The following is a 21650-nucleotide window of genomic DNA, read 5'->3' as shown; positions in this document are numbered from 1 at the left end:
ATCTCTGCGGCGCTTTGCATGTCCGGATGAGCGTTAGAGCCAACCAAAAGTCGGATCAAACTGGCGGAGCGGCAAAGTCCCTCACACCAGCGTCTTCCTTGTTTCAAAGTGGCGTTTTGCTCAATGGCCGCGCCGAAGAAGCTGCGGTGCGCAGCGCGCTGGCGGCCTTAAAGTCAGGCGATGCCCGCACTGCTGTGTCGCAAGCGTGGTCCGCCCGCAGTTTGAATCCTCTTCGTGCGGAATCCTTCGCGCTGATGGTCCGGGCGTTTGAGGCAGCTGGCGCTGACGATCTGGCGTTCAAGACGCTTGAACACGAGGTATCCAGCAAATCCGTCAGCGCCGCGCGGTACCAAAGCTATCTGTCTTTGTTGAAAGATCGCGATGCGGACAGCTTTGCCAAAGCGCTCCAACAAGCCTTGCCTCTGCTGAAGGCTCGCCATCTTTCTGACACTCTGGCGCTTGCTGAAGGTGTTGATTTACCCTGCTTGGGCGCTTGCTGGCGGGGGAAAAACACCATTGATTTCTGGATCCCGAACCCACCCAAAGACGGTAATCCGACAGATGTGACGCTCCATTGGTTTGGTCAGGATAAATGGACAAGGCAGCAGGTAAAAATTGGCCATAGTGCGGGCAAAGAGGTCATCGTGCTCAAACTGCCCTGGCGCAAAGGGATGGAGGCTTGCACGGTGCGGATGGGCCCAAAGGCCGCGCTTGTGCCAGGCAGTCCGCTTTTGGAGAGATTACGCTCTCCCTCCCCTAGCGGCAAGGCAGGTGCAAAAGCCTGCGTCGCCGAAACCCACTGAGGTGATCATCCCCGTCTATAAAGGGGTTGAAGATACAGACGCCTGCTTGAAATCCGTACTTTCTGCGGCGCGGGAGCGGGCTTTGTCCGTCACCCTCATTGCCGATCGCCCGCCAGAGCCCGCGTTACAAACGCTTTTAGAGGGCTATCGGTTTGAACCCAATCTCACGATCCTCAAGAACCCGGAGAACCTTGGTTTTACCGCCAGTGTGAACCGTGGGTTGCGCCGCGCATTGGCCGCTGGCCGTGATGTGGTGCTGCTGAATGCCGATACGATTGTCCCAGATGGCTGGCTCGATCACCTGCACCGGGTGGCCTATGCCGATGATCATATCGGCACGGTCACACCGCTGACCAACAACGGTGAGATTGTGAGCTTTCCGCGCCGGCAAAAATCAGCCCCCCTGCCCGCTGGTCTGGGCACCAATGCGGTGAGCGCTGCCGCCAAGGCGGCCAATGGGGATGCGGCGATTGATATTCCCACGGCGGTGGGTTTTTGCATGTTCATCAAAGCAAAATGCCTGCAAGAGATTGGCCTTCTGGACGCTTTCCGCTTTGGTAAAGGTTACGGTGAAGAGATTGATTTCTGCATGCGCGCCCGCCAGGCCGGATGGCGCAATGTCTGTGCCCCGGGGCTTTTCGTGGCGCATGCGGCCTCAGTTTCCTTTGGCAATGAAAAGTTTGATCTGGTGCGCCAGAACATGCCCCGTGTGAACAAGCTTTACCCGGAATATGGCGCGCTCATGCGGCGGTTTTTGCAGACAGAGCCGTTGAAGGAGGCCTATCACCGGCTTGATCGACGTCTGCTGCACAGCCGTGTCCCGCTCCCCACAGCGCTTGTGATTGCGCCCAGCGATTGGCACAAAAGCCCGCTTGTCGAACCGCTAGCAGATCAGCTTGAAGCCGAAGGCGTCGAAGCGCTCTTTCTCAGTGTGGACCCGAACCGCCCACAAAAGATCACCCTGGCAGCCCCCGAAGGCGGCGGAGCTGGTGCATTGCAGTACGACTGTGAGGTGCATGCCGCTGATCTCATTGCCGATCTCAAAGGGCTGCCCTTGGCCCAGATCCACTGGGCCCATGCACCGGATTTGAACATTGGGATGCAGGCTTTGCAAGCAGAGCTTCTTGCCTTGCACTGGGGTGCATCATCTCCATCTGCTGACGACGCAGATCTTGTGTTGGGCGGCAGAGGGGAAGGTGTTGGAGGCGCGCTCCGTTGCCGTGCCCTATAGCGGGTTTAGCAAGAATTGGGCGGCGAACCACCAATTTGAAACGGCACCAGTCCCTTCTTTGCCGCCTGTCCGCACCGCTCAAGAAGAGCCAGAGTGCGGTACACAAGATGATGTTCTCGGCATCGCGGTAGGTGGGAACATCGCTTACGGCCCAGAGTATGAAAAACTCCTGGCACTCGCGCGCCTGACAGCGGCGCAGGAGTTACCCCTCCGCTACTACATCTTTGAGAAAACCATTAATGACATGGTGCTGGCACGGACGGGGCATGTCATGCCCATCATAGATTTAAAGAAGCAAGACCTGGACAAGATGCGCCAAATTCTAGGCTTCCGCTATGTATTGGATTTGGGACAAGAGGATGACCCTTCAGGCCTTGTGTTCCGAAGAACAATCAGGCTGGCTCCCAGTCTAATCTGCTTCCCAGGAGGGTGTCGGGAGGAGCTCACCCGTCATCATCCAGATGCACAGTTTCTTCCGCAAGGGGCAAGCACCGCAGATATTCTCGATCTACTCAAATCCTGTCTTGCAGCAGACTGAAGCGATGGTGTGAAAGACAGCATGAAAGAGCACGTCACTTATCTTGGTCACTTCGAGGAGATCAACCGCGGTATCGCACGCGGTTGGCTTTTGAATTCCGCTGATCATAACCAAAAGCCCATCGTAGAACTGATCTGTGATGGGTATGCGGTTGCTTTCGATCGTGCTGATATTGCCCGGCCTGATTTACGACGAAAGTACCCAGACATGATCCCTTCTGATGATGTTTGTTTCGGGTTCGATATCCACATACCCTTACAAGCATCAGAAAATTGGAGCCAATTTTGGGTACGGGTCGCAAACACAGGTGAAGAATTCCATCTCGCAACACGCTATGAAGCACAGAAACAGACGAAAATCTTAACCGGTGAAGTCACCGCATACAGCGGCCTTGGCATCTCCGGCTGGCTCCACCCCCAAAACGATGAGGGTACACCTGGCCAGGTCGTCGTAAGGGAGGGTCAAAAAGAACTGCTACGATTCATTCCCGATGAACCATTGCCGACAGAGGCACAGTCCAAGGCTTCTCCGCTCATCCGAACTTTCCGAAAGCGCCTGCCACTAAGCCTCGCCGATGGTAAAGCACATCACTTGGATGTTGAGACAGAAGACGGTAAGCCCTTGAACGGTAGCCCAGTGACCGTCGCCGCTTGGATGACAGGGCCGCAATCCCTGGTCAGGGATCTAGAAGAACAAGCGCAAGAACACCCGGCACTCCAGCAAAGTATTGCTACCCTCGACACGGCGCTGAAGCGCGCCACCTTCCTGCAGCCTTCCTCTGCACCCTTCGACGATTATCCCGCCTGGCAGGTCCGTTTTGGCGCCAAGCCCCTACCCGACGTGCCCTCTACCTTCACCGTGATCCTGTATGGTCCAGAACCAAATGCAGATGCTGCGGAAGCCACACGCGCATCCGTTGAAACCCAAAACGCCACGGTGACGCTTTGCGAAGTTGGCGAAGACATCAACCGCCTCTCCTGGCCTGATACAGGCTACGTGGCCTTTCTGCGAGATGGGGATCAATTGCACCCAAACGCCTTGGTACATATGGCCAGGCTGCTGAAGACTTACCCCGTGGCCTATTCTGACTGCGATCAAGAGGTCGATGGTATCCTCCAACCATGGTTCAAACCCGATTGGGATCCCTACCTCTTCATTTCCCAAGGCTATGTCTTTGGCCTGCTCGCCGCACGGGCAGAGGCTTGGAAAACAACCAACGTAGCAAGTTTGGAAGAACTGGCCACACAGCTTTTGGACAACGCTCATCCAAAGGTCGGTCATGCCGACCAGGTGCTTTATCATCAGCTGAAAGCACCTGCATTTGGGGCTGCGCCTGTGAATTATGGTAATTTCACTAAGTCTCTATTTTCATTCAGTTTTGCAAAAAACTTGGCTAAAATTGACCCACTTTTCCCTACTTTTTATTGGCTCAGAAAACTCACTTGGACAACAACTAAAGCTCTCCCCAAGGTCTCCGTCCTAATCCCCACGCGCAACTACGCTGACCTTCTGAAAACCGCGATCGACAGCATTCAGCGCCTAACGGACTACCCAGACTTTGAGATCATCGTGATCGACAATAATTCGCACGAAGAGGACACCCTTGCCTACTTCGAAGACTGCCGGGCGCAAGGCATCCAGATTCTCCCTTACCCCGGCCCTTTCAACTTCTCCGCCATCAATAACGCCGCCGTCGCAGCCGCCAGTGGCGAGGTGGTCTGCCTGCTGAACAACGACGTTGAGATCACCGACGCCAACTGGCTCACCGAACTCGTCCGCGCGCTACAGATGCCCGGGGTGGGGATCGTGGGAGCCAAGCTGCTGTGGGACAACGGCATCGTCCAGCACGGCGGCGTGACCCTCGGCATCGACGGGGGGCTGCGCACATCGGGAACACCTGGTCGGACGCCGACATGGGCTATGCTGGCCTCAACCACGTCTTCCGTCAGAACACCTGCGTGACAGCCGCCTGTATGGTCGTGCGCAAAGCGGATTACGAAGCCTTGGGCGGCCTTGATCACCACGCCTTCCCCGTCACCTTCAACGATGTGGATTTCTGCCTGCGCATGCGGGAAAGCGGCAAGGCGGTGCTTTGGTCGCCGCAGGCCAAGCTTATCCACGCAGAATCCGCCTCACGCGGTCAAGACAACATCCTGGCCGAAAAACGTGCCCGCGCGATGCGCGAGCTGAACAATCTGCGCCGCCGGTGGGGTGATGTGCTGCTGCACGATCCCTTCTATAACCGGAACCTGAACCGCGACCGCGCACCTTACGAAGGCCTAGCCCTGCCGCCCTATAGATATTTCTCAGAGGATCCTCATGACTGATACATCCAAAACCACCGGCACCTTTTTGCATGTCGGTGCCGGTTCCGCCTCCGACAAACGCCTGCCACGGCTTTTCGATGGGTGGACAGAAGTGCGCGTGGATATTGATCCGCGCATGCAGCCGGACATCGTGGCCTCCATGACAGAGATCACGGATGTGGAGGATGCCTCCATGGATGCGATCTGGTGTTCGCACAGTTTGGAGCACGTGAGCCCGCATGAGGTGACACAGGCGCTTTCTGAATGGCGCCGGGTGCTGAAACCCGATGGTTTTGCCTTCATCACCACGCCGGATCTGCTGCAGGCTGCGCGTCTGATCGCGGCAGGCAAGATCAATGAGGTGGTGTACACCAGCCCCGCCGGGCCGGTGACGGCGCTGGATCTGATCTATGGTCAGTCCGATGCCATCGCAAAGGGCCTTACCTATATGAAGCATGAGACGGGCTTTACGCTCGACAGTTTGGGTGAGCGGCTGACCAAAGAAGGGTTCGACCGAGTGGATGTCTGGGTGGAGGGCCTCAGCCTTTGGGCGATGGCCTATTCGACGGAGAAATCCTTTGAGCTTTATGGCTGGGACCCTCAGGAAGAGCCGAACCATGAGCCGCTGCCAAAGGCGTAGAACGCTATTGTTCCGCGTGCGGTAGGCGGGGTGCAGAAGTTGTATTGGAAAGATGACGCGCGGGGGAGTGGGCCTTCTCAGCGTTAGTCATAGCTCTGACGCTGTGCGCCATACATGCCCGCATAGAGCCCGCCCATTTCCATGAGTTCTGCATGGGTGCCCTGCTCCACCACGGCCCCGTCATCCAGGACGTAGATGCAATCGGCATGGGTCACCGCAGAGAGACGGTGCGCCACGATCACCGTGGTTTTACCTTGCGAAAGATCCCCCAAGGCGCGTTTTACCTTGTCTTCGGTGCGTTGATCGAGTGCTGAGGTCGCCTCATCCAGCAGCAGGATCGGCGCTGAGCGCAAGAACGCCCGCGCGATGGCCACGCGTTGCTTTTGACCACCAGAAAGCTGGGCACCTTTTGGGCCCAAAGGCGCATCGCCGCGTTCGCGGATCAGATCGTCGATGCCCACATGGGCGGCAGCCGCCCAGATTTCATCCTCCGTGGCCTCGGGCTTCACATAGCGGATGTTCTCCCAGATGGACGCGTTGAAGATCACGATGTCCTGGGCCACCACCGAAAAGCTTTGCCTGAGCGTGGGGATGTCGAGCTGGTTTACGGCCGTGCCGCCGATGTGCACCGCACCTGCGTCTACGTCATAAAGCCGCGCCATCAGGCTGAGGATCGTGGTTTTACCGGAACCCGTGGCCCCCACGATGGCCGTCACCTTGCCCCCCTCAAACGTGAGGTTCAGGTGCTCAAAGAGCGCTGGTTTGCCCGCGTATTGGAAAAACACCCCATCGAAAGTGATGTCACCGCTGGCGTCGAATTCTTTTGTGGCCTCCGGCGCATTGGTGATCGACGGCACTTCGCGGAAGAGGCTGCGCACGCCATCAAGGATGACGAGGCTGGCTTGCAGTTTCACGAAAAATGCAGCCACCCGGCGGGACGGATCAAAGATCAGCGCCATGCCGATCATGAAGGCCACGATCGCGGCACCATCCATGTCGAACCCATCCGACAGCGCCATGTAGCCGCCGCCGCCAATGATCAGGATGAACACAAGAGCCGAAAGGATATCAACCGTGGGCATCATCAGCGCCTGGGCTGTTTGCAGCTTGATCGCCAGATCCTTGATGTCCCCGGTGGCTTTGAACAGCCGCTGGCGCTCCACCGGTTCCTGGTTGGAGATTTTCACGGTGCGCATGCCGTTCGACATCTCCTCAATCCCGGTCATATAGGCGCCCATCGCATTTTCTGCGGACTGCTGGATCACTTTGATTTTATTTGAAACATAGCGCACCATCAGCGGGATAAACGGCATGACGGCAACCGCTGACAAAAACAAAATTGGGGATTTGTAGATCAGATAGCCCGAGACAATCAGCACCGTCGCCACATCGCGCACGGCAGCCACGGTGGTTTGCCCCACAAATTCGCTAAGATCCTGGGCCTGGTTGACCAACCGTAGGATGATATCGCCTGATGAGGTCCGCTCAAAATAGGCCAGATCCAGGATCATCATGTGATCAATCAGGTCCTGGCGCATCCTGAGCACCGCATCGGACGCGAGCCAGATCGACACACGCGGCACCAGGAAAGACATCAGCGCCCTGAGGGCAAAGATGCCGAACACCATGAAACACACGCGGATCAGCCCGCCCACATCGCCGTTTTCAAAGATCACCCGCAGGCCGGTTTCCGTGAGCGAGATAAACTGCTGATAGACCAACCCCTGCACCATCACCATGCCGAGGACGGCAAAGAGCCAGGGCGTTTTGGACTTTAGATAGTTATGCCAGAACCACTGCAGGTTATCGCGGTCCGTGGGCGAAAAGAGCGGGCGACGGTCGCCGTTTTTCTTGAAGGGCCAAATGCTCATGATAGTGCCCTCAGGCCGTCTCCGTCGCGGCCAGGATGCCCTGGGCCACGTCTTGCCAGGTGCGCAGCTGGTCTTTTGCGGCAGCGATCCGCGCTTTCAGCGCGGCATAGGCTTCTGCGTCGGACTGTAGCTGGTCAATCAGATCGGCAAGCGCCTTGGGGTCATCGGGATCGAAATACTGCGCCAGATCGCCTCCTACCTCACGCAACGCCGCCGCCTGCGCGGAGGCCAGACCCGGTGTGCCCAGCCACAAAGCCTCGCCCAATGGCAGGCCCCACCCTTCCATGCGCGAGGGGATCGCCAGCGCCAGCGCGCCTTCATAGAGCACGCGCAGCTCAGCCTGGTTGGGGTTGGTGACGATGTGCAGATGTTTGCGGATGGGTTCGAATTTGTCCTGGTCCAGATAGGTATCGGTGCGCTTGCGCCGCGCCCCCGCCAACACCAAGGGCGGCAGGTGCCGGCCCGTTTCATGCAGGTGCAGATAGGCCTCCATCACGCATTCAAGGTTCTTGCGCCCCGTCAGGATCCCGATGCAGAGCACGTAAGGCTCTGCCGGTCCGCGTTTCTCAATCGGCTCATCGGTGGGGCGCAGTTCATGGCTTAGCGGTACGGGGATCACTTGCGGGACAGGGGGCAAATGGCCAGAGGCAGAAAACCGCTCAATCTCGGCCTTGGTAAAGGCGGAATTGGACAAAACCCGTTCCGAGCCTTTGATCACGATGTGATTGTCGTGGGTGAAGTTGTTGGAAAAGACCTTGGAAGACGAATGCGCAAATTCGTAGATCGGGATCATGTCGTGCAAGAGCGGATTGAGCTTCACACGCACCCCGGTCCGGGCCAGCACCGTCAGGTAATCGGCCATGATTTTAGGCCTGCCCAAAGACACCAGCGTCTGGCCATTCAGATCGACCTCTCGCACCACCCCGGGCGGCACTGAACGCCAGCGCTTGAGGTTGATCTGGCGCGCGCCCCACAGCGCCAGCGGATAGGTAAGATCGCGAAATTTGTTAGGTTTTGGAAAGCTATAGCGCATCCGAATGGGCGTGGCCTCGGGTGGCAGGCCCGGATCCAGAATGCCTGTGGGGCTGTCCGCACCAATGCGTGGCGTGACCTCAAAAAACCGCTCATGCGCAGGTGAGAAAATGACAAAGCGCACGTCTTTGCCAGAGCAGGCCAGCTCATAGCCCACTTCCATTACGGTGCGAGAAATCCCGTAGTATTTGAACTTGAGCCCCGAGGCGAGGAACTGTTCAGAAAGGTCGTAATAAAGCGCGCCCATGGCACGCTCTTAGCACCGCTACAGGGGTTGAGAAACACCTCAATACCGGTCAAAGAGCCGGTCAAAGACACCCGTGCCGAAAGCGATGCCATGAAGACCCATTTTTTCGATGTCACCGACATTGTGCTTTATGTTGAAAAAGAAACCTCTGTCTCTGGCATCCAGCGGGTCTCTTTTGAGGTGATCAAGCGCATGGTGGACCGGCATGGCACGGATGCGGTCAAGCTGTCCTATTGGGACCGGGGCAAGCGTGAATATGTCTCAATCCCTTCTGATTTTATCGCCGAAATGGTGGAATTTGATCCCGACATCCTAAGCGCTGTGTTCTTTGGCAAAGGCGCGCGGTCCCGTCATGACACACCCCCGACCCTGGACCGCTATCGCAACAGACCTTTGAAATACTGGTTCCACCACAGCCGCCGCAGCTGGCATGCCGCACGGGGCAACAAGGCGCATTTTGAAAAACACGGCTCCTCGATAGAGGAATGGCGTGGGTTCAGATCCGGTGAGACCGCAGACACAGCGCCGGTCAAATCCTATGATATGCCCCGCACGCTTGTGTCTCAGATGGCCCAACCCGGCGACCGTTTGGTGATCTTGGGGGCGACCTGGTCCATCGACGGGATTGATGAGGCGTTCCAGTCTTTGCAAGACAATCAGGGTCTGGAAATCTCTCAGCTGATCCATGATCTGATCCCGATCATCACCCCCGAACATATCGCGGGCGATTTCGCCCAGGAGTTTTACCGCTGGCTGACCACATCCACGGGCTATTGCAGCAGCTATTTTGCCAACTCCAAGAACACCGCCAAAGACCTGGCCGCCTTTATGGAAGAGATCGGACGCGAACGGCCCATCCAGACGGTGCCGCTGGCGCAGGACTTCACGCCTGTGGAGCCCAAGACCGTGCGCAAGACCAAAGGCCCGGATGGCGCGTTCAAGGCCCGTGTTGACCGGTCTCTGGGGCTGCGCCGCGAGGTGCTGAACCTGTCCAAAACCCCCTTTGCGCTGGTGGTGGGCACGATGGAATCGCGCAAGAACATCTGGCGCCTGGCGCTGGCCTGGCAACGGCTGACGCAGGACCCCACGCTGGAAATGCCCAAGCTGGTCTTTGCGGGCAAACCCGGATGGTACAATGATGATTTCAACCAGTTGAACCACTTCACCGGCAACCTTGGGGGCTATATCCAGTTTGCCGACAGGCCCACGGACACCGAACTGGCCTATCTTTATGAGACCTGTCAGTTCACCGCGATGGTGAGTTTCTATGAAGGTTGGGGCCTGCCCATCGGCGAAAGCCTAGCCTTTGGCAAAACCGGTGTGGTGGCAAACAATTCTTCCATGCCCGAGGTGGGCGGCGATATGGTCGAATATTGCGATGCCCATTCTTTGAGCAGCATTGAGGCCGCCTGCCGCAAACTGGTGGCAGATCCTGCCCACAGAGAAGCGTTGGAGGCCAAAATCGCCGCCGCCCAGCTGCGCAGCTGGGACGACGTGACCGCAGATTTTGTCAATCTTTTGAGCGGCACAGCCGCCTGAGGCCAGATAAATCAGGCCGCAATTGTGCATGGCGCGAGGGCAATGCGCCCTTTTTGCGCGCTTTGAGGCATTTTTGGAAACATCCCGGGGTTGTGAACAAAGATTTACCTGGGATTGGAAACAAACCGGCTAAGTTGATTTGCCACACGAAAAATTCTGCTGTATAGTGAACCACTGAACACCCCCGCATCCTTGCGGGATTCTGACCCCTAAACTGCCATTTGAGGGCAAAACCCATGCTTGCAGAACTGCACAAGTCGACACCGGAAGAAGCCCGCGAACAGCGCGCAACCTTTGGTCAGTGGCTCAAAGCCCTGCGTGAAGCCGAAGGGCTGTCACAGCGTGATCTCGCAGACCGGCTGTCATTGGATTACTACACGTTCATCTCCCAATTGGAGAATGGCCGCGGCAAGATCCCCGCACACCGCTATGCGGAGTGGGCTGTTGCCCTGGGTCAGGAGCCTAAGAGCTTTGTGAAGACATTGCTCAAGTACTACGAACCCCTGACCTATCAGATCCTTTTTGACGACGCCGAGGCCGCCGTTTAAGGATCTCGTCTTTGCATCTGTAACTGGATTGCAAGGACAAGACGCGATAGACTGAAACCGTGCCGCTTGACGTGCACGGACAACGATTGATCAGGGGCAGCGCTTCATGGCGAAAATCCTCTCCTTCCGGACCAAAAACGGCGCAACTTCTGAGCCGCATTTCCTGACGGATGAGCACAAGCTGTCCTTCCAGCAAGGCGACGATGGTGTCGTCAGCCTGGGCGATCTGCCAGCGGCAAACATGCCCGCTGTCCTGCCAGACCCCAAGAAAGACTGGACCAACCAGGAACTCGCGGATCTGTTCCGCGTTTGCCAATTGCTCACAGGTGCGGGTGTGCCTGTCGACACGATGCGCGGCATCACCGATGAAGGCGATCCATGGTTTGTCTATTGCCACCTCAATGGCGATGTTTTCATCCATATGGCCCGGATCGACGGCGCCTATGTGCTCGACAGTCCCAACGTACAGCGCGCCCTGCGCGGCCGGGACTTTAATGAGCTGATTGACGATTTCACCTCCGGTGCCCTGCCCTCTTACACCCAGACGGGCGAGGATGAGGATACAGAGCGCCGCGTGGTCAAGCTGGAACGCGGCGGTAAGGTGCAATTGCACCCTTCTGCGATGCTGGCTGCGCTGATCTGGACGCTCTATATGGCGTCCGAAGAACTGGTGATGATGATCCAGGAAGAAGAGGCGCTGGCAGGCGATGATCTTCTGGACTTCACCGATATGATTTCCGCGGATCTGGAACATCAGGTGGTGGAAATGGACACCGCCGACATCGAAAGCCTGGTCAGCCACGACAGCCTGAAAGACCTCAGCGAAGAGGTTTTGCAGACCGGCGCTGAAGGCACGCAGGTGCAGATGCGCGATCAGGGCATCGCGATGCAGCAAAACGCCTATGCGATGGGCCTGTCCACCATCGCCATTGCCATGGGTTTCATGTCTGAGGCGGTGCTGCTCGACAACCAGCGCAAGGTGCTGGAAGGGCTGAAAAACATCGGCTTCACGCAATATGCCGCCGACACCGAAGCGGGACCAGAGCTGGAACAGATAGCGGGTGAAGGCACTGACGCCTTGCTTGCCAAGCTGGCCGAATTCCTCGGGCTTGATCTGGGCGCTGACACCCAGGTGGCAGAGGTGCCAAATGCCCGCAAAGAAGCCGCCCTACTCAGCGATGAAGACGCCCAGCAAGTGGCCGATGTGGTGGAAGACACTACTGTGGCCCAGAAAGTGACACCGGCGGTCGTGCGCAAAGACAGCAAAGACGCCGAACTGGCCGAAGCGCCCGATGTCGATGCCAAGACCATCCCTGTCGCACAAGACAAGCTGATTACCATGGCCAGCGCGGAACTGGATGAGAGCGAGACGCTCACCATGTCTGACCTTCTGGGCAGCAAGGTGGAGATGGAAGAGTTCCAGCTGGGCAAGACCACGGTATTGGCCAGCTTTGATCTGACCAACACGGATGTTTTTGCCCTCTCCGATCTGATGGTGAACCAGCGCACCACCAACCACCGTGCCTTTGATGAACAGGCCCAGGCCTTTATCGATTACATCCAAGGCAAGGACACCGATGTGGGTGTGATCAACATCGGCAATGAGATCATCATGATCGACCGAAGCGCGTTCCAGAACACGGGCGCAGACACCTATACCTTCAGCTGGGAAACAAATGAGGGTCAGGTGATCTCCATGATCGGGCTGCGGGCTGAATTCCAGCAGTTTGATCTGATCGCTTAAACCATACGCCTTGTATGAAATGGAGCTGCCATCCTGAGGGGTGCCTGCGCCGTACAGGTGATAGTCACGGCTGCGCGAGGCGACTTTGCGGACAGAGCATAAAATAACCCCCGCATGATCAAACATGCGGGGGTTTTATTTTCTAAAGGCGGCGGCTTGGCCCCTGCCCTCTTATTCCTCAATCATGCTTGTGCGGACAGCATCCATCAGCGGAGACGCAAGATAGTTGATCACGGTCCGCTCACCTGTGGTGATCACTGCATCCGCAGGCATGCCTGCCGTCAGGCGGCCACGGATTTCTTCGGGGATATCATTCTCATCCACGGTGATCCGCGCCAGGTAATAGGGGGATTCATTGGCGTTGTCCGGTGTTATGACATCGCTTGAAACGGTTTCGACAAAGCCCAGCATGATCGGGGTCAGCTTGGCTTTGAAGGCGCTAAAGCGGATTTCCGTTTCAAACCCGGCACCCACGTTATCAACGTCAATCGGTGACACGCGGGCGTTGATGATCAGCTCTTCATCCTCTGGCACCAGTTCCATCAGCACATCGCCAGGACGCACCACAGAGCCAATGGTATGCACCTTCAGGTCCTGGATGGTGCCAGACCCAGGTGCGCGAATTTCTGTCCGGTTCAGGATATCCTGCGCCACTTTGCGACGCTCACTCAGTTCATTGATCTCCGCGCGGATCTGTTCCAGCTCCGTGCTGGCCCGCTCCCGGTATTCCTGCGTCAGCTGGAGCACCTGCAGCTCGGTCTCGCCAATAGAGGCATTGGCCTGCGCGATCTCTGAGATTACCTGACCGAGGTTGGCCTCAATCTCAATCAGCTCATCTTCGCGCTGGGACAGCACATTGCCCGCGATGTTGCCACCTTCGGCCCCAGTGCGCATCCGCACGAGCATTTCGGTGTAGTTCTCAATCCGGCGCTCAAAGGCGGATTTCTGCAGCTCCAGCCCTTCGATCTGTACATGGATCTGATCCACCCGCGCCTTAAGGATGTTCTGCTGGCTTTCCAGGATCAGGCGGCGGTCACCGAAAAGATCCTTTTGGTCTGCTAGAACAGCCGTCACAACCGAAGAAGGGTTTGTCACAACCTCTTCGGGGAAGCTGACCTCTGCCTCCAGTGCACGTTCGGCAAGAAGGCGCGCTTCCACCAGACGCGCCACATCAAGACGGGTGGAGACAACGCCCAGGTTTGAGCGCGCCTCAATGCTGCTGAGACGGATGAGCACATCGCCCTCTTCCACCTGCATGGCCTCTTCAACGAGGATCTCTTCGACCAATCCACCTTCGAGGTGTTGTACCACCCGGCGGTTGCCTTCCAGAGCGATGGTGCCCGGTGCCACCACCGCGCTGTCGAGCTTGGCCACAGAAGCCCAGCCGCCAAAGACGCCAAAGGTGACGAAAAGCAGAACGTAGCCCGCGAGGGCCACAGGTTTCGGACTTGGTTTTTGCAGTGCCATGGGAGGTGCCCCTTCAGAAGAGCTTAGGTCACAAAATTGGGTTGGTTCAGACGCGCGGCTTGTCGGTCATGCTGACCACCGCCGGAGAAGCAGCAGGTGCTTCTTTCTTCTCATGCTCGGCTTTCGCGGCCGCGGCCGCAGCCTGTTGCTGCTGCGCTTGCTGGGCAAAGATTTCGCGGGTTGAGCCAAACTTCTCTACCTGGCCGTTGACCAGCATCAAGGTCTTGTCCGACAGGGACAACAGGTTGGCCTTGTGAGTGACGATGATGACGGTCTTGCCCATCTTCTTCATCTCTTGAATGCAGTTCGCCAGCGCCTGTTCGCCGTGCGCGTCCAGGTTGGAATTCGGCTCATCCAGAACGATGATGTTGGGCATCCGGAACACCGCGCGGGCAAGGCCCACACGCTGACGCTGACCGCCCGAGAGCGACTGGCCTCCATCACCAACATCGGTGTCATAGCCTTCTGCCAAAGTCTGGATCATCTCATGCGCCCCAGAGAGCTGGGCTGCTGTGATGATTTCCTTGTCTTCCGGCTGGTCCACAAAGCGGGAGATATTCTCAGAAACAGACCCACGGAACAGCTTTACGTCTTGCGGCATGTACCCCATGTGACGGCCAAGCTGTTCAGGATCGTAATGCTGCAGTTCTGCGCCGTCGATGCGGACTGTGCCAGATGCCGCCTGTGAGGCGCCAACCAAGTGACGTACGAGGGTGGATTTACCCGAGCCGGATGGCCCGATCACAGCCAGTACTTCGCCTTGATTGATGGCAAAGGAGATGCCCTTCAACAGCGCCGGTTTGGAGCCCGAACCACCGGGCTTGGACCAGGTGCGGTTGCAATCAAAGACTGCACTGCAATGTTGCCCTTAGGCGTGGGGAGCTGCAGACGCTCTTCTTCGTCACCAAAAGCCTCGAAAACCGTCTTCAAACGTTGATGTGCTGAACGCGCGCCCACGAAGGCTTTCCATTGGCCGACCGCCTGTTCCACCGGGGCAACAGCCCGACCCATCACGATGGAGGCCGCGATCATGATACCCGGAGAAATCTCCTGCAGGATCGCGAGGTAAGCACCGGTGCCCAGAATAGCGATCTGCATTGTCATTCGCACAAACTTAGAAGAGGCCATCACAGCCCCTGCCCGCCCACTCGCTTTCGCCTGAGCACCGAGCATCTGATCATGCTGCTTCACCCAACGTTTGTTGAGCTGCTTTTCCATACCGAGCGCGCGGATCACCTCCGCGTTCTGCATCGTGGTATTTAGAAAGTGCGTCGCACCCTGATTGGCCTGCCCCGCTTCTTGCAAGAGGCCCCGGGTCGAGAATTCATTCAGAAGCGCGAGAATAAAGATAATCACGGCCCCAACCGTCGCCACAATCCCCAAAATTGGGTGGAAGGCATAGATCAACGCAAGGAAGAGCGGGGCCCAAGGCGCGTCAAAGAATGCAAGGATCCCCTGCCCTGTCAGGAACTCTCGCACGCGGTTAACGTCACTGAGCGTCATCTGCGCGCCACTGTTGGGAGAGGCCAGGTGATTGCGCACGGCTCGATTGAACGCCGGGTTGGCGAGCATATCATCAAACTGCAAGCCTGCGCGCACCAACAACTTGGAGCGTATGAATTCCAACATCCCGTAGGTCATCAACAACGCTACCGCGATTGCACTAATCATAATAAGAGTCGTCTCATTCCGACTGGCCAGAACCCGATCATACATCTGCAGCATGTAGAGCGGGCCAACAAACATCAGGATGTTGCTGAAGAAGCTAAACAAAATGGTCGCGCCGATCACCGCACGGAACCGTCCGTAGGCCTGCTTCAATGGCGTTTGGGGTGTCATACGGGGAGCGTCCTTATTTTGTCGGGGCGCGGCACCAGTACTGCCTGCTCAGGCACCGTCTATTGGGTAAAAGTCATACACCACAGCAGGGTTTGATGCAATTGTCGCGGCCCGGAGGGTCTCACGGAAAAGTTAATCAGATGCAGATGTTTGCTTAAAATATGGCGTGGTCTGCTGAGGCTGATGGGCTGGAAAAATGAAAAATGAAAACGTCATAAGCACGCGCCGGCCCGAAGGCTCAGGCCGGCTGCGTCATAGGTAAATCACGCGTCCTTGGGCAGTTGCCCTGCAAGCGCCTGCGCATAGGCATTGCGCGCGGTCTGCGCGATTGCCACTTCGCGGCGCAGCTCTGTCAGGCGTTGGTCGCAATAGCGTAGGTTGAGGATGTTGTCCTGTGCTTCCTTGGAGAGCTTCTCACTGTCGTATTCTTTGCCGTCGATGGTCACTTTGGCCATGGGGGATCCTTTCATTGCTTTGCCTCGGTGCATATCGAAGCTGAGGCGGAGGTGCAAAGGGGGGACAAAAGAAAGCCCCCGACAGATCGGGGGCTTTCGAAGATTTTGGTATTCCTCTCGGCCAGAAGTATGGCCGGGAGAAACCGCTAGTTAGGTGAAGTCCAGCGCGGCATGCGCAGTGGAACCAACCAGTGTCGCGTCAGCGATGTCTGCTAGGCTGTCACCGAAGTCCAGGGAACCCAGCTCAACAACAGTCATGTCATCATCACCGCTGCCTACTTCCGCGTCCCAAGTCAGTTCGAACACTTTGTATTCGCCATCGTTGTTTGCGTTTTCGACCATCAGGACCGCTTTACCTGCACCGTCAACAACGGTAGCGGCTTCATCCTGCTCGAAGGCAGTGCCGACCAAGTTGTCGATGTCTGTATCGTCGTTGTACAACGCCGCGATATCTGCCGCAGACAGAGACTCAAACGTGTTGGTGTCTGCTGTATCATCTTCGTCATAAGACGCGATGATCACCTCGTTTGCAGTCGCATCTGTATCAGCGCTCAGCGTCACTGCTGTTGTACGCTCCGATACGCTCGATGTTGAGCCTGTCGCGCGCTCTTGGCTTGTCAGATAAGCAGTGAAGTCCAAGAAGTCCGCACCTGCTTCTGCAGCGTCATCTGTGAAGTTCATCACAGTGTCGTCACCGAAGTTGGTACCTGACAACACAACTGTTTCATTGCTTGTACCGTCAATGAAGCGTGTGTTCGCAGAAGACGTCAACGCGACTGCCGTGAAGCCTGTAGCGTCCGCATCTGTAGACAGAACGATCACATCATCGCCAGCACCGCCGTTGATCACGTTGTCGTTCTCAGTGACGTCAGCAGTACCCGCTGTGTGCAGGTTGTCAGCAGCCTGGTTACCAGCAGCTGTTGCAGCGTCAGAAGCGTTGCTCAGACCATCATACCAAGTGTTGGCTTGGGCTGCGGCTGTGCCGATCGCAATGCCATTGCCTGCGGCACCATCTGCACCGGTCGCACCTGTCAGCGCGTCGATGGTGATGGTGGAGTCGCTGAAGATAGACTGTGCTTCATCCTCGACACCGCTCCAATTGGCCGCCGCACCCAGATCGTCCTGAGCAATATCAATGCGCAGGTCGCTTGGGTCAAAGACGCCAGACGTCTTGGAGGTGATCGTCAGAGTATTGTTAGAAGCAACAGACACTGACAACAGCGCGTTCAGAACCGGATCATTTTCAATGGCGTTGATGATGGCGGCGTTCACGTCACGCTCGTCACCATAGTACTCATTGCCGTTGATCAAGTTGTCGATGGTCACAGTGCTTTCATAGCCATCGTCAAGCGCAATGGCACCAAGTGCACCATCGGCCATCAAACCACCACCAGCTGCAACTGCAGCGATACCAGCACCTGACAGGGTCACAGTGATGGATGCGCCACCGATGTATGCCAGTGTTGTTGGCGTACCTGGCAGATCATCTGCTGTCGACCCGGCGGCAAAAGTAGGCGCACCGGATGTGTTGATGGCATCAACACGTGCGTTGTCAAAGTTGAACGCCCAGATCGCTTTGGTGCCAGCACCATCTGTGTAGATGGCATCGTCGCCGTCACCGCCCAGGATGTTGGCCACGCCTACACCGTCTGCACGAACCGTGTCAGCACCTGCACCTGCGTCGATAGACACATTGTCCAGGATCGCCTGGTTCAGCTGGTTGTTGTTGGGGTCTTCATCATCGAAAGCAAAGCTTACGTTAATGCTGTCATTACCACTGTTTGTGAAGATGTTGACGGAGGAGTCTGCGTAATCCAACGCATCGCCTGCCATCGCCAGCGTAACGGAGTCTGCACCGGCACCTGTGGTGTAGCTGTAGGCCTGGTTAACTTCCTCACCATCAACTTCACCCACAAAGGTTACGTTGCCGCCACCTTGGGCTGTCAGCGTGTCAAGGTTCACGATAGCAGAATTCATTGTGTCGCCTGTACCGAGGTACAGATCACCAAGGAATGCATCTGCATTTACAAGCTGCAGATCGCCATCTTCGTCACCGTCGTTGTCTTCTTCGAAGCCATCACGGATTTCGAGGCTAGCATGTGAAGAACCTGCAACGAATTCAGCGGCTGTGGAGATGACAATTGTCTTCAGCTCACCACCAGTGGATGTCACTGTACCAACACTGCTTGGCTTGGCTGGTGCGCCATTTGGATCATCGGCACCGGCACCCAACACGTCAATGTTGAACACTTCGATACCGTCAGCGATACCAGGCTGAGTATTGTCGGACTTACCACCAACAACCAAATCACCACCATCACCACCTCGGCCAGCTTTATGCAGGTCGATGTCCACAGAGATAGGCTGGTCAGCTGTTTCGTTTACCTCGCCGAAACGGCCGTAAACGTCATACTCACCAATGGCGTCAGCGACACGGGAGAAGCCTGTTGCCTCAACCTGAGAACCGTCACCGGTGATCAGAACGATCGCTGGGATATCATCAGAACGATCACCATTGTCGAGGAATGTGTCGTCAACGTTGGTTGGGTCCAAGGTCAGCGTTGTACCCGCTGGCAGTGTGCCGTCGGCGATCAGCGCCTGAAGCGCATCTTGCAGAGCGTTCACGAAACCCTGGTGTGTACCTGCTGTCTGAGCAGCTGCGTCATTCAGCGTTACTGCTGTGACAGTGCCGTCAGCATTGGTGATGTTGAAGCGGATACCGTCAACGTCGATGTTGTTCAGACGGTCAGTCAGACCGGCAAGTTCAGCATCTTCGTCCAGCAGGTGATAGAACACTTGGCCTTCGGATTCCTGACCGGACAACAGATAGTCGTTGTCGAACAGAACTTCGAGGTCGGATGCGTCACCGTCTGTGTTGAAGTTGTCGGTGTGATCCATGGTAACAGTGATCTCGGATGTGTTCCGAGCTGTGCCACCGGATGTCAGCGTTGTGACGTTTTCGATCTTCAGATCGCCATCGGAGTAGTAAGAACCGATTTCGACGTGGTCTGTGATGTTTTTCGCATCAACGACGATTTCAACACCTGAGCTAAGACCATCGCGCGCTTCAAGATCGATTTCTTCGATGTTCTGGGAGCGTGGCTGAATATCAAGTTGTGGTGAATCAGCATCTGTTCCAAGGAATTCATAGCTCAATTCCGCATAGAGACGGTCGTCGCCTGCGCCACCGTCCAGACGGTCAGCGGAGGACAGAGAGTTGGATACGCCACCAGCAAATGGGTTCTGCTGGATGTATGCGTTGAACTCGTCTGCGTTGTCGGTGCCTGTCAAAACGTCTGTTGCAGATGTCAGCAGGTATTCTTCGCCAGGCACTGGCGCTGGCGTGAAGAAATCGTCGATTACAGATTTGGCCGCTGTAACGGTTGCACCGTCTTCGGTGATGCCTTCGATGATGGACTTCGCTGTCGCTGCCTGCGCGGAATCGTAGTCTGTGCCCGCTGCTTCCGCAGCATCAGTGAATGCAACACCAACTTCGATCTTGTTCAGGATGGTTGTGCGGTCCTGCGTACCACCTTCAACGTCAACTGCACCCTGAATGATCGCGGTGATGATCTCACCAACGGACAGAGCACCTTCTTCGCCGGCTACAGCTGCTTCAAGTGCGGCTGTCCAGAAAGCCAGGCCTTCTGCGTCGGGGTCGCGGTTAAACAGGTTCTGGTAAAGAGATGTGATGAATGTGCTTGCGGACGCTGTGTCAGGGTCTGCGAAGAACGGGTGCACAGCCTGTGTTTCGGACTGGGACGCGAAATCAGATGTGATCGCGGTCAGGTCCAGGCTGGTGTTCGCCACAACGGCTTCCCAGAACTGCATGCCTGCTGCGTCGGCTGCGCGGTCATAATAACCGATGTAGACTGCTGTAAGCGCCTCGCGGGTGCTCAGTGCAGATAGATCTAAGCTCATAGCTTTCTTCCTCTAATGATGTTCGGCACCTGATCAGTGGCACCATCAACGTCGATGCTGTCCCCATCCACCTCCCTGTTATGGAACCAGCGCAAAATAGACATTCTACGCCCGGCGGGTGCTGACGGGGGTCAACTAGAATAGGCTTCTAATGGGTCGATTCCTATTCAACAAGACAAAATGTATAGCGAAACACATACCCCTGTACAGTGATTTATATACCTTTTGGCGGCAACAATTTAAGCATTTGTTTTTAAAGGATTTTAAAAAAGTGCGCGCTTGGGATGTGATGTATTCGCAACAAAGTTTATGCGCAAAGGGCTTTGTTTCCGGGCTCAGAACAGCGCTCAGGCCGCTGGAATAGCCCTGCACCGGCTCAGTAAAAACTTACCGGATAATTTAACTTACCGGATTTATTTATTTATTGGATATTTTTGATTATCTGGTTAATAAACAAATCAGGTAACTATAAAAGAGCAGGAAATCGCATGCCTACAATCGTTGTGGCCTCCCCCAAGGGCGGGGCCGGAAAATCCACCACTGCTGTGCTTTTGGGCACGGAACTCGCCCATGGCGGCATCCCCGTAACGCTGCTGGATTGTGACCCCAACCGCTCGCTCACGCTGTGGGCTGATCGCGGAAATTTGCCCAAGGGGATCACGGTCCTGTCGGATGTGACAGAGGCCGATATCGTGCGCACCATCAAGGCACATGACGGGGACGGAGAGCTGGTGATCGTCGATCTGGAAGGCGTGGCCTCGCGGCTTGTCAGCCGGGCCATCAGCCAGGCGGATCTGGTGCTGACGCCGATGCGGGCCACAACGCTGGATGCCACCATCGGGGGCAGGGCGCTGCAGTTGATTGCGGAAGAAGAGGAGGCCTTGGACCGCACGATTCCCCACGCGGTGGTCTTCACCATGACCAAGGCCATCCAATCCAAACAGCACAAGGGCATCGCCATCTCTCTCAAAGAACAGGACGTGGATGTGATCGACCCGCCGTTGATGGAGCGGGCGGCTTTCTCAAGCCTTTTTGCCTTTGGGGGGATCTTTATTCCATGCCACCCCAGGGCAATATGATCGGCGCCAAGGACAATGCGCGCGCCTTTGCGATGCAGGTCTATAAGCGGCTAACGGGGGAGACATAGGATGTCAGACAATCCGTTCAGCATATCGCTCAACCCCAACAAGCTGCGCAGCAGGCCCAAAGACACCAGCACCAAATCTGTGGCTAAGGTGGATGAAGCAGCTGAAAAACATGGATTTGTGGAGCGGGCACCGAAGAAGAAACGCGGGCGCAAGCCCAGCCCGCGTACGGGTCAGGTGCACGCCAAGGTGATGCCTAATGTGCAAAGAGAAATTGCACATGAAGCAGCACGGCGCGGGGTGCAGCAGGGGGTGCTGATTGAGGAAGCCTGGGCGCTGTATCTCAAGGCGCAGGAGGAGTAGGGGATTGAACGCAGATGCTGT

Annotated in this window: 18 protein-coding genes; 11 read left to right on the top strand and 7 right to left on the bottom strand. The window is 56.5% G+C overall.

Going from position 1 to position 21650, the window contains the following annotated elements; translation table 11 throughout:
- Window positions 1-26 precede the first annotated feature (26 nt).
- The 6 genes from ACZ1HM_RS21260 to ACZ1HM_RS21235 are packed head-to-tail and all read left to right on the top strand — an operon-like array spanning window position 27 to window position 5518.
- Window positions 27-803: a hypothetical protein gene (locus ACZ1HM_RS21260; protein WP_472744723.1), complete on the top strand. Its 777-nt coding sequence runs from the start codon at window positions 27-29 to the stop codon at window positions 801-803.
- On the top strand, window positions 772-2034 hold the full coding sequence (locus ACZ1HM_RS21255) for a glycosyltransferase family 2 protein (RefSeq protein WP_472744722.1): 1263 nt from the start codon (window positions 772-774) through the stop codon (window positions 2032-2034). The genes ACZ1HM_RS21260 and ACZ1HM_RS21255 overlap by 32 nt, the downstream gene beginning before the upstream one ends.
- A complete protein-coding gene (locus ACZ1HM_RS21250) occupies window positions 2003-2572 on the top strand; it encodes a hypothetical protein (protein ID WP_472744721.1) in 570 nt (189 codons plus the stop codon). Before ACZ1HM_RS21255 ends, ACZ1HM_RS21250 begins: the two co-directional genes overlap by 32 nt.
- A gap of 9 nt (window positions 2573-2581) precedes the next feature.
- Window positions 2582-4534, top strand: a complete 1953-nt coding sequence (locus tag ACZ1HM_RS21245) for a glycosyltransferase family 2 protein (protein WP_472744720.1) — start codon at window positions 2582-2584, stop codon at window positions 4532-4534.
- Window positions 4486-4899, top strand: a complete 414-nt coding sequence (locus tag ACZ1HM_RS21240; protein WP_472744719.1) for a glycosyltransferase family 2 protein — start codon at window positions 4486-4488, stop codon at window positions 4897-4899. The genes ACZ1HM_RS21245 and ACZ1HM_RS21240 overlap by 49 nt, the downstream gene beginning before the upstream one ends.
- The gene (locus tag ACZ1HM_RS21235; RefSeq protein ID WP_472744718.1) at window positions 4892-5518 is read left to right on the top strand and encodes a class I SAM-dependent methyltransferase; all 627 of its coding nucleotides are present in this window, start codon (window positions 4892-4894) and stop codon (window positions 5516-5518) included. Before ACZ1HM_RS21240 ends, ACZ1HM_RS21235 begins: the two co-directional genes overlap by 8 nt.
- Window positions 5519-5601: 83 nt before the next feature.
- Here the strand turns inward: ACZ1HM_RS21235 and ACZ1HM_RS21230 are convergent, their stop codons facing one another.
- A complete protein-coding gene (locus ACZ1HM_RS21230; RefSeq protein ID WP_472744717.1) occupies window positions 5602-7389 on the bottom strand; it encodes an ABC transporter ATP-binding protein in 1788 nt (595 codons plus the stop codon).
- 10 nt (window positions 7390-7399) lie between these two features.
- Window positions 7400-8668 carry a glycosyltransferase gene (locus ACZ1HM_RS21225; protein ID WP_472744716.1) on the bottom strand — a complete coding sequence of 423 codons (1269 nt, stop codon included), beginning with the start codon at window positions 8666-8668 and terminating at the stop codon, window positions 7400-7402.
- 27 nt (window positions 8669-8695) lie between these two features.
- On the opposite strand from ACZ1HM_RS21225, the gene ACZ1HM_RS21220 reads away from it, so the two are divergent.
- The 3 genes from ACZ1HM_RS21220 to ACZ1HM_RS21210 all read left to right on the top strand — a co-directional run bounded on the left by ACZ1HM_RS21220 (window position 8696) and on the right by ACZ1HM_RS21210 (window position 12499).
- Window positions 8696-10207: a glycosyltransferase family 4 protein gene (locus tag ACZ1HM_RS21220; RefSeq protein WP_472744715.1), complete on the top strand. Its 1512-nt coding sequence runs from the start codon at window positions 8696-8698 to the stop codon at window positions 10205-10207.
- Between the two features lie 236 nt (window positions 10208-10443).
- A complete protein-coding gene (locus ACZ1HM_RS21215; protein WP_472744714.1) occupies window positions 10444-10755 on the top strand; it encodes a helix-turn-helix domain-containing protein in 312 nt (103 codons plus the stop codon).
- Between the two features lie 106 nt (window positions 10756-10861).
- Window positions 10862-12499: a hypothetical protein gene (locus ACZ1HM_RS21210; protein ID WP_472744713.1), complete on the top strand. Its 1638-nt coding sequence runs from the start codon at window positions 10862-10864 to the stop codon at window positions 12497-12499.
- Between the two features lie 171 nt (window positions 12500-12670).
- On the opposite strand, the gene ACZ1HM_RS21205 is transcribed toward ACZ1HM_RS21210, so the two are convergent.
- From ACZ1HM_RS21205 to ACZ1HM_RS21185, 5 genes are all read right to left on the bottom strand, one after another.
- Window positions 12671-13966, bottom strand: coding sequence for an HlyD family type I secretion periplasmic adaptor subunit (locus tag ACZ1HM_RS21205; RefSeq protein WP_472744712.1), 1296 nt, complete (start codon window positions 13964-13966; stop codon window positions 12671-12673).
- Window positions 13967-14012: 46 nt separating this feature from the next.
- Entirely contained in the window at window positions 14013-14756 is a 744-nt protein-coding gene (locus ACZ1HM_RS21200) for an ATP-binding cassette domain-containing protein (protein WP_472744711.1), read from the bottom strand.
- Window positions 14753-15805: a type I secretion system permease/ATPase gene (locus ACZ1HM_RS21195; RefSeq protein WP_472744710.1), complete on the bottom strand. Its 1053-nt coding sequence runs from the start codon at window positions 15803-15805 to the stop codon at window positions 14753-14755. Before ACZ1HM_RS21195 ends, ACZ1HM_RS21200 begins: the two co-directional genes overlap by 4 nt.
- A 263-nt stretch (window positions 15806-16068) precedes the next feature.
- Window positions 16069-16260 carry a DUF6447 family protein gene (locus ACZ1HM_RS21190; RefSeq protein WP_472744709.1) on the bottom strand — a complete coding sequence of 64 codons (192 nt, stop codon included), beginning with the start codon at window positions 16258-16260 and terminating at the stop codon, window positions 16069-16071.
- Window positions 16261-16410: 150 nt separating this feature from the next.
- On the bottom strand, window positions 16411-20181 hold the full coding sequence (locus ACZ1HM_RS21185; protein ID WP_472744708.1) for a DUF4214 domain-containing protein: 3771 nt from the start codon (window positions 20179-20181) through the stop codon (window positions 16411-16413).
- Between the two features lie 488 nt (window positions 20182-20669).
- Between ACZ1HM_RS21185 and ACZ1HM_RS21180 the strand changes: the two genes are divergently transcribed.
- Window positions 20670-21260 carry a ParA family protein gene (locus ACZ1HM_RS21180; RefSeq protein ID WP_472744707.1) on the top strand — a complete coding sequence of 197 codons (591 nt, stop codon included), beginning with the start codon at window positions 20670-20672 and terminating at the stop codon, window positions 21258-21260.
- 69 nt (window positions 21261-21329) lie between these two features.
- Window positions 21330-21629, top strand: a complete 300-nt coding sequence (locus tag ACZ1HM_RS21175) for a chromosome partitioning protein ParB (RefSeq protein WP_472744706.1) — start codon at window positions 21330-21332, stop codon at window positions 21627-21629.
- Window positions 21630-21650 lie beyond the last annotated feature (21 nt).

This window comes from Sulfitobacter sp. GN1-4 (assembly GCF_055693825.1).
Note: the sequence above shows the minus strand (reverse complement) of the source record. Positions and strands in the feature narration are given on the sequence as shown.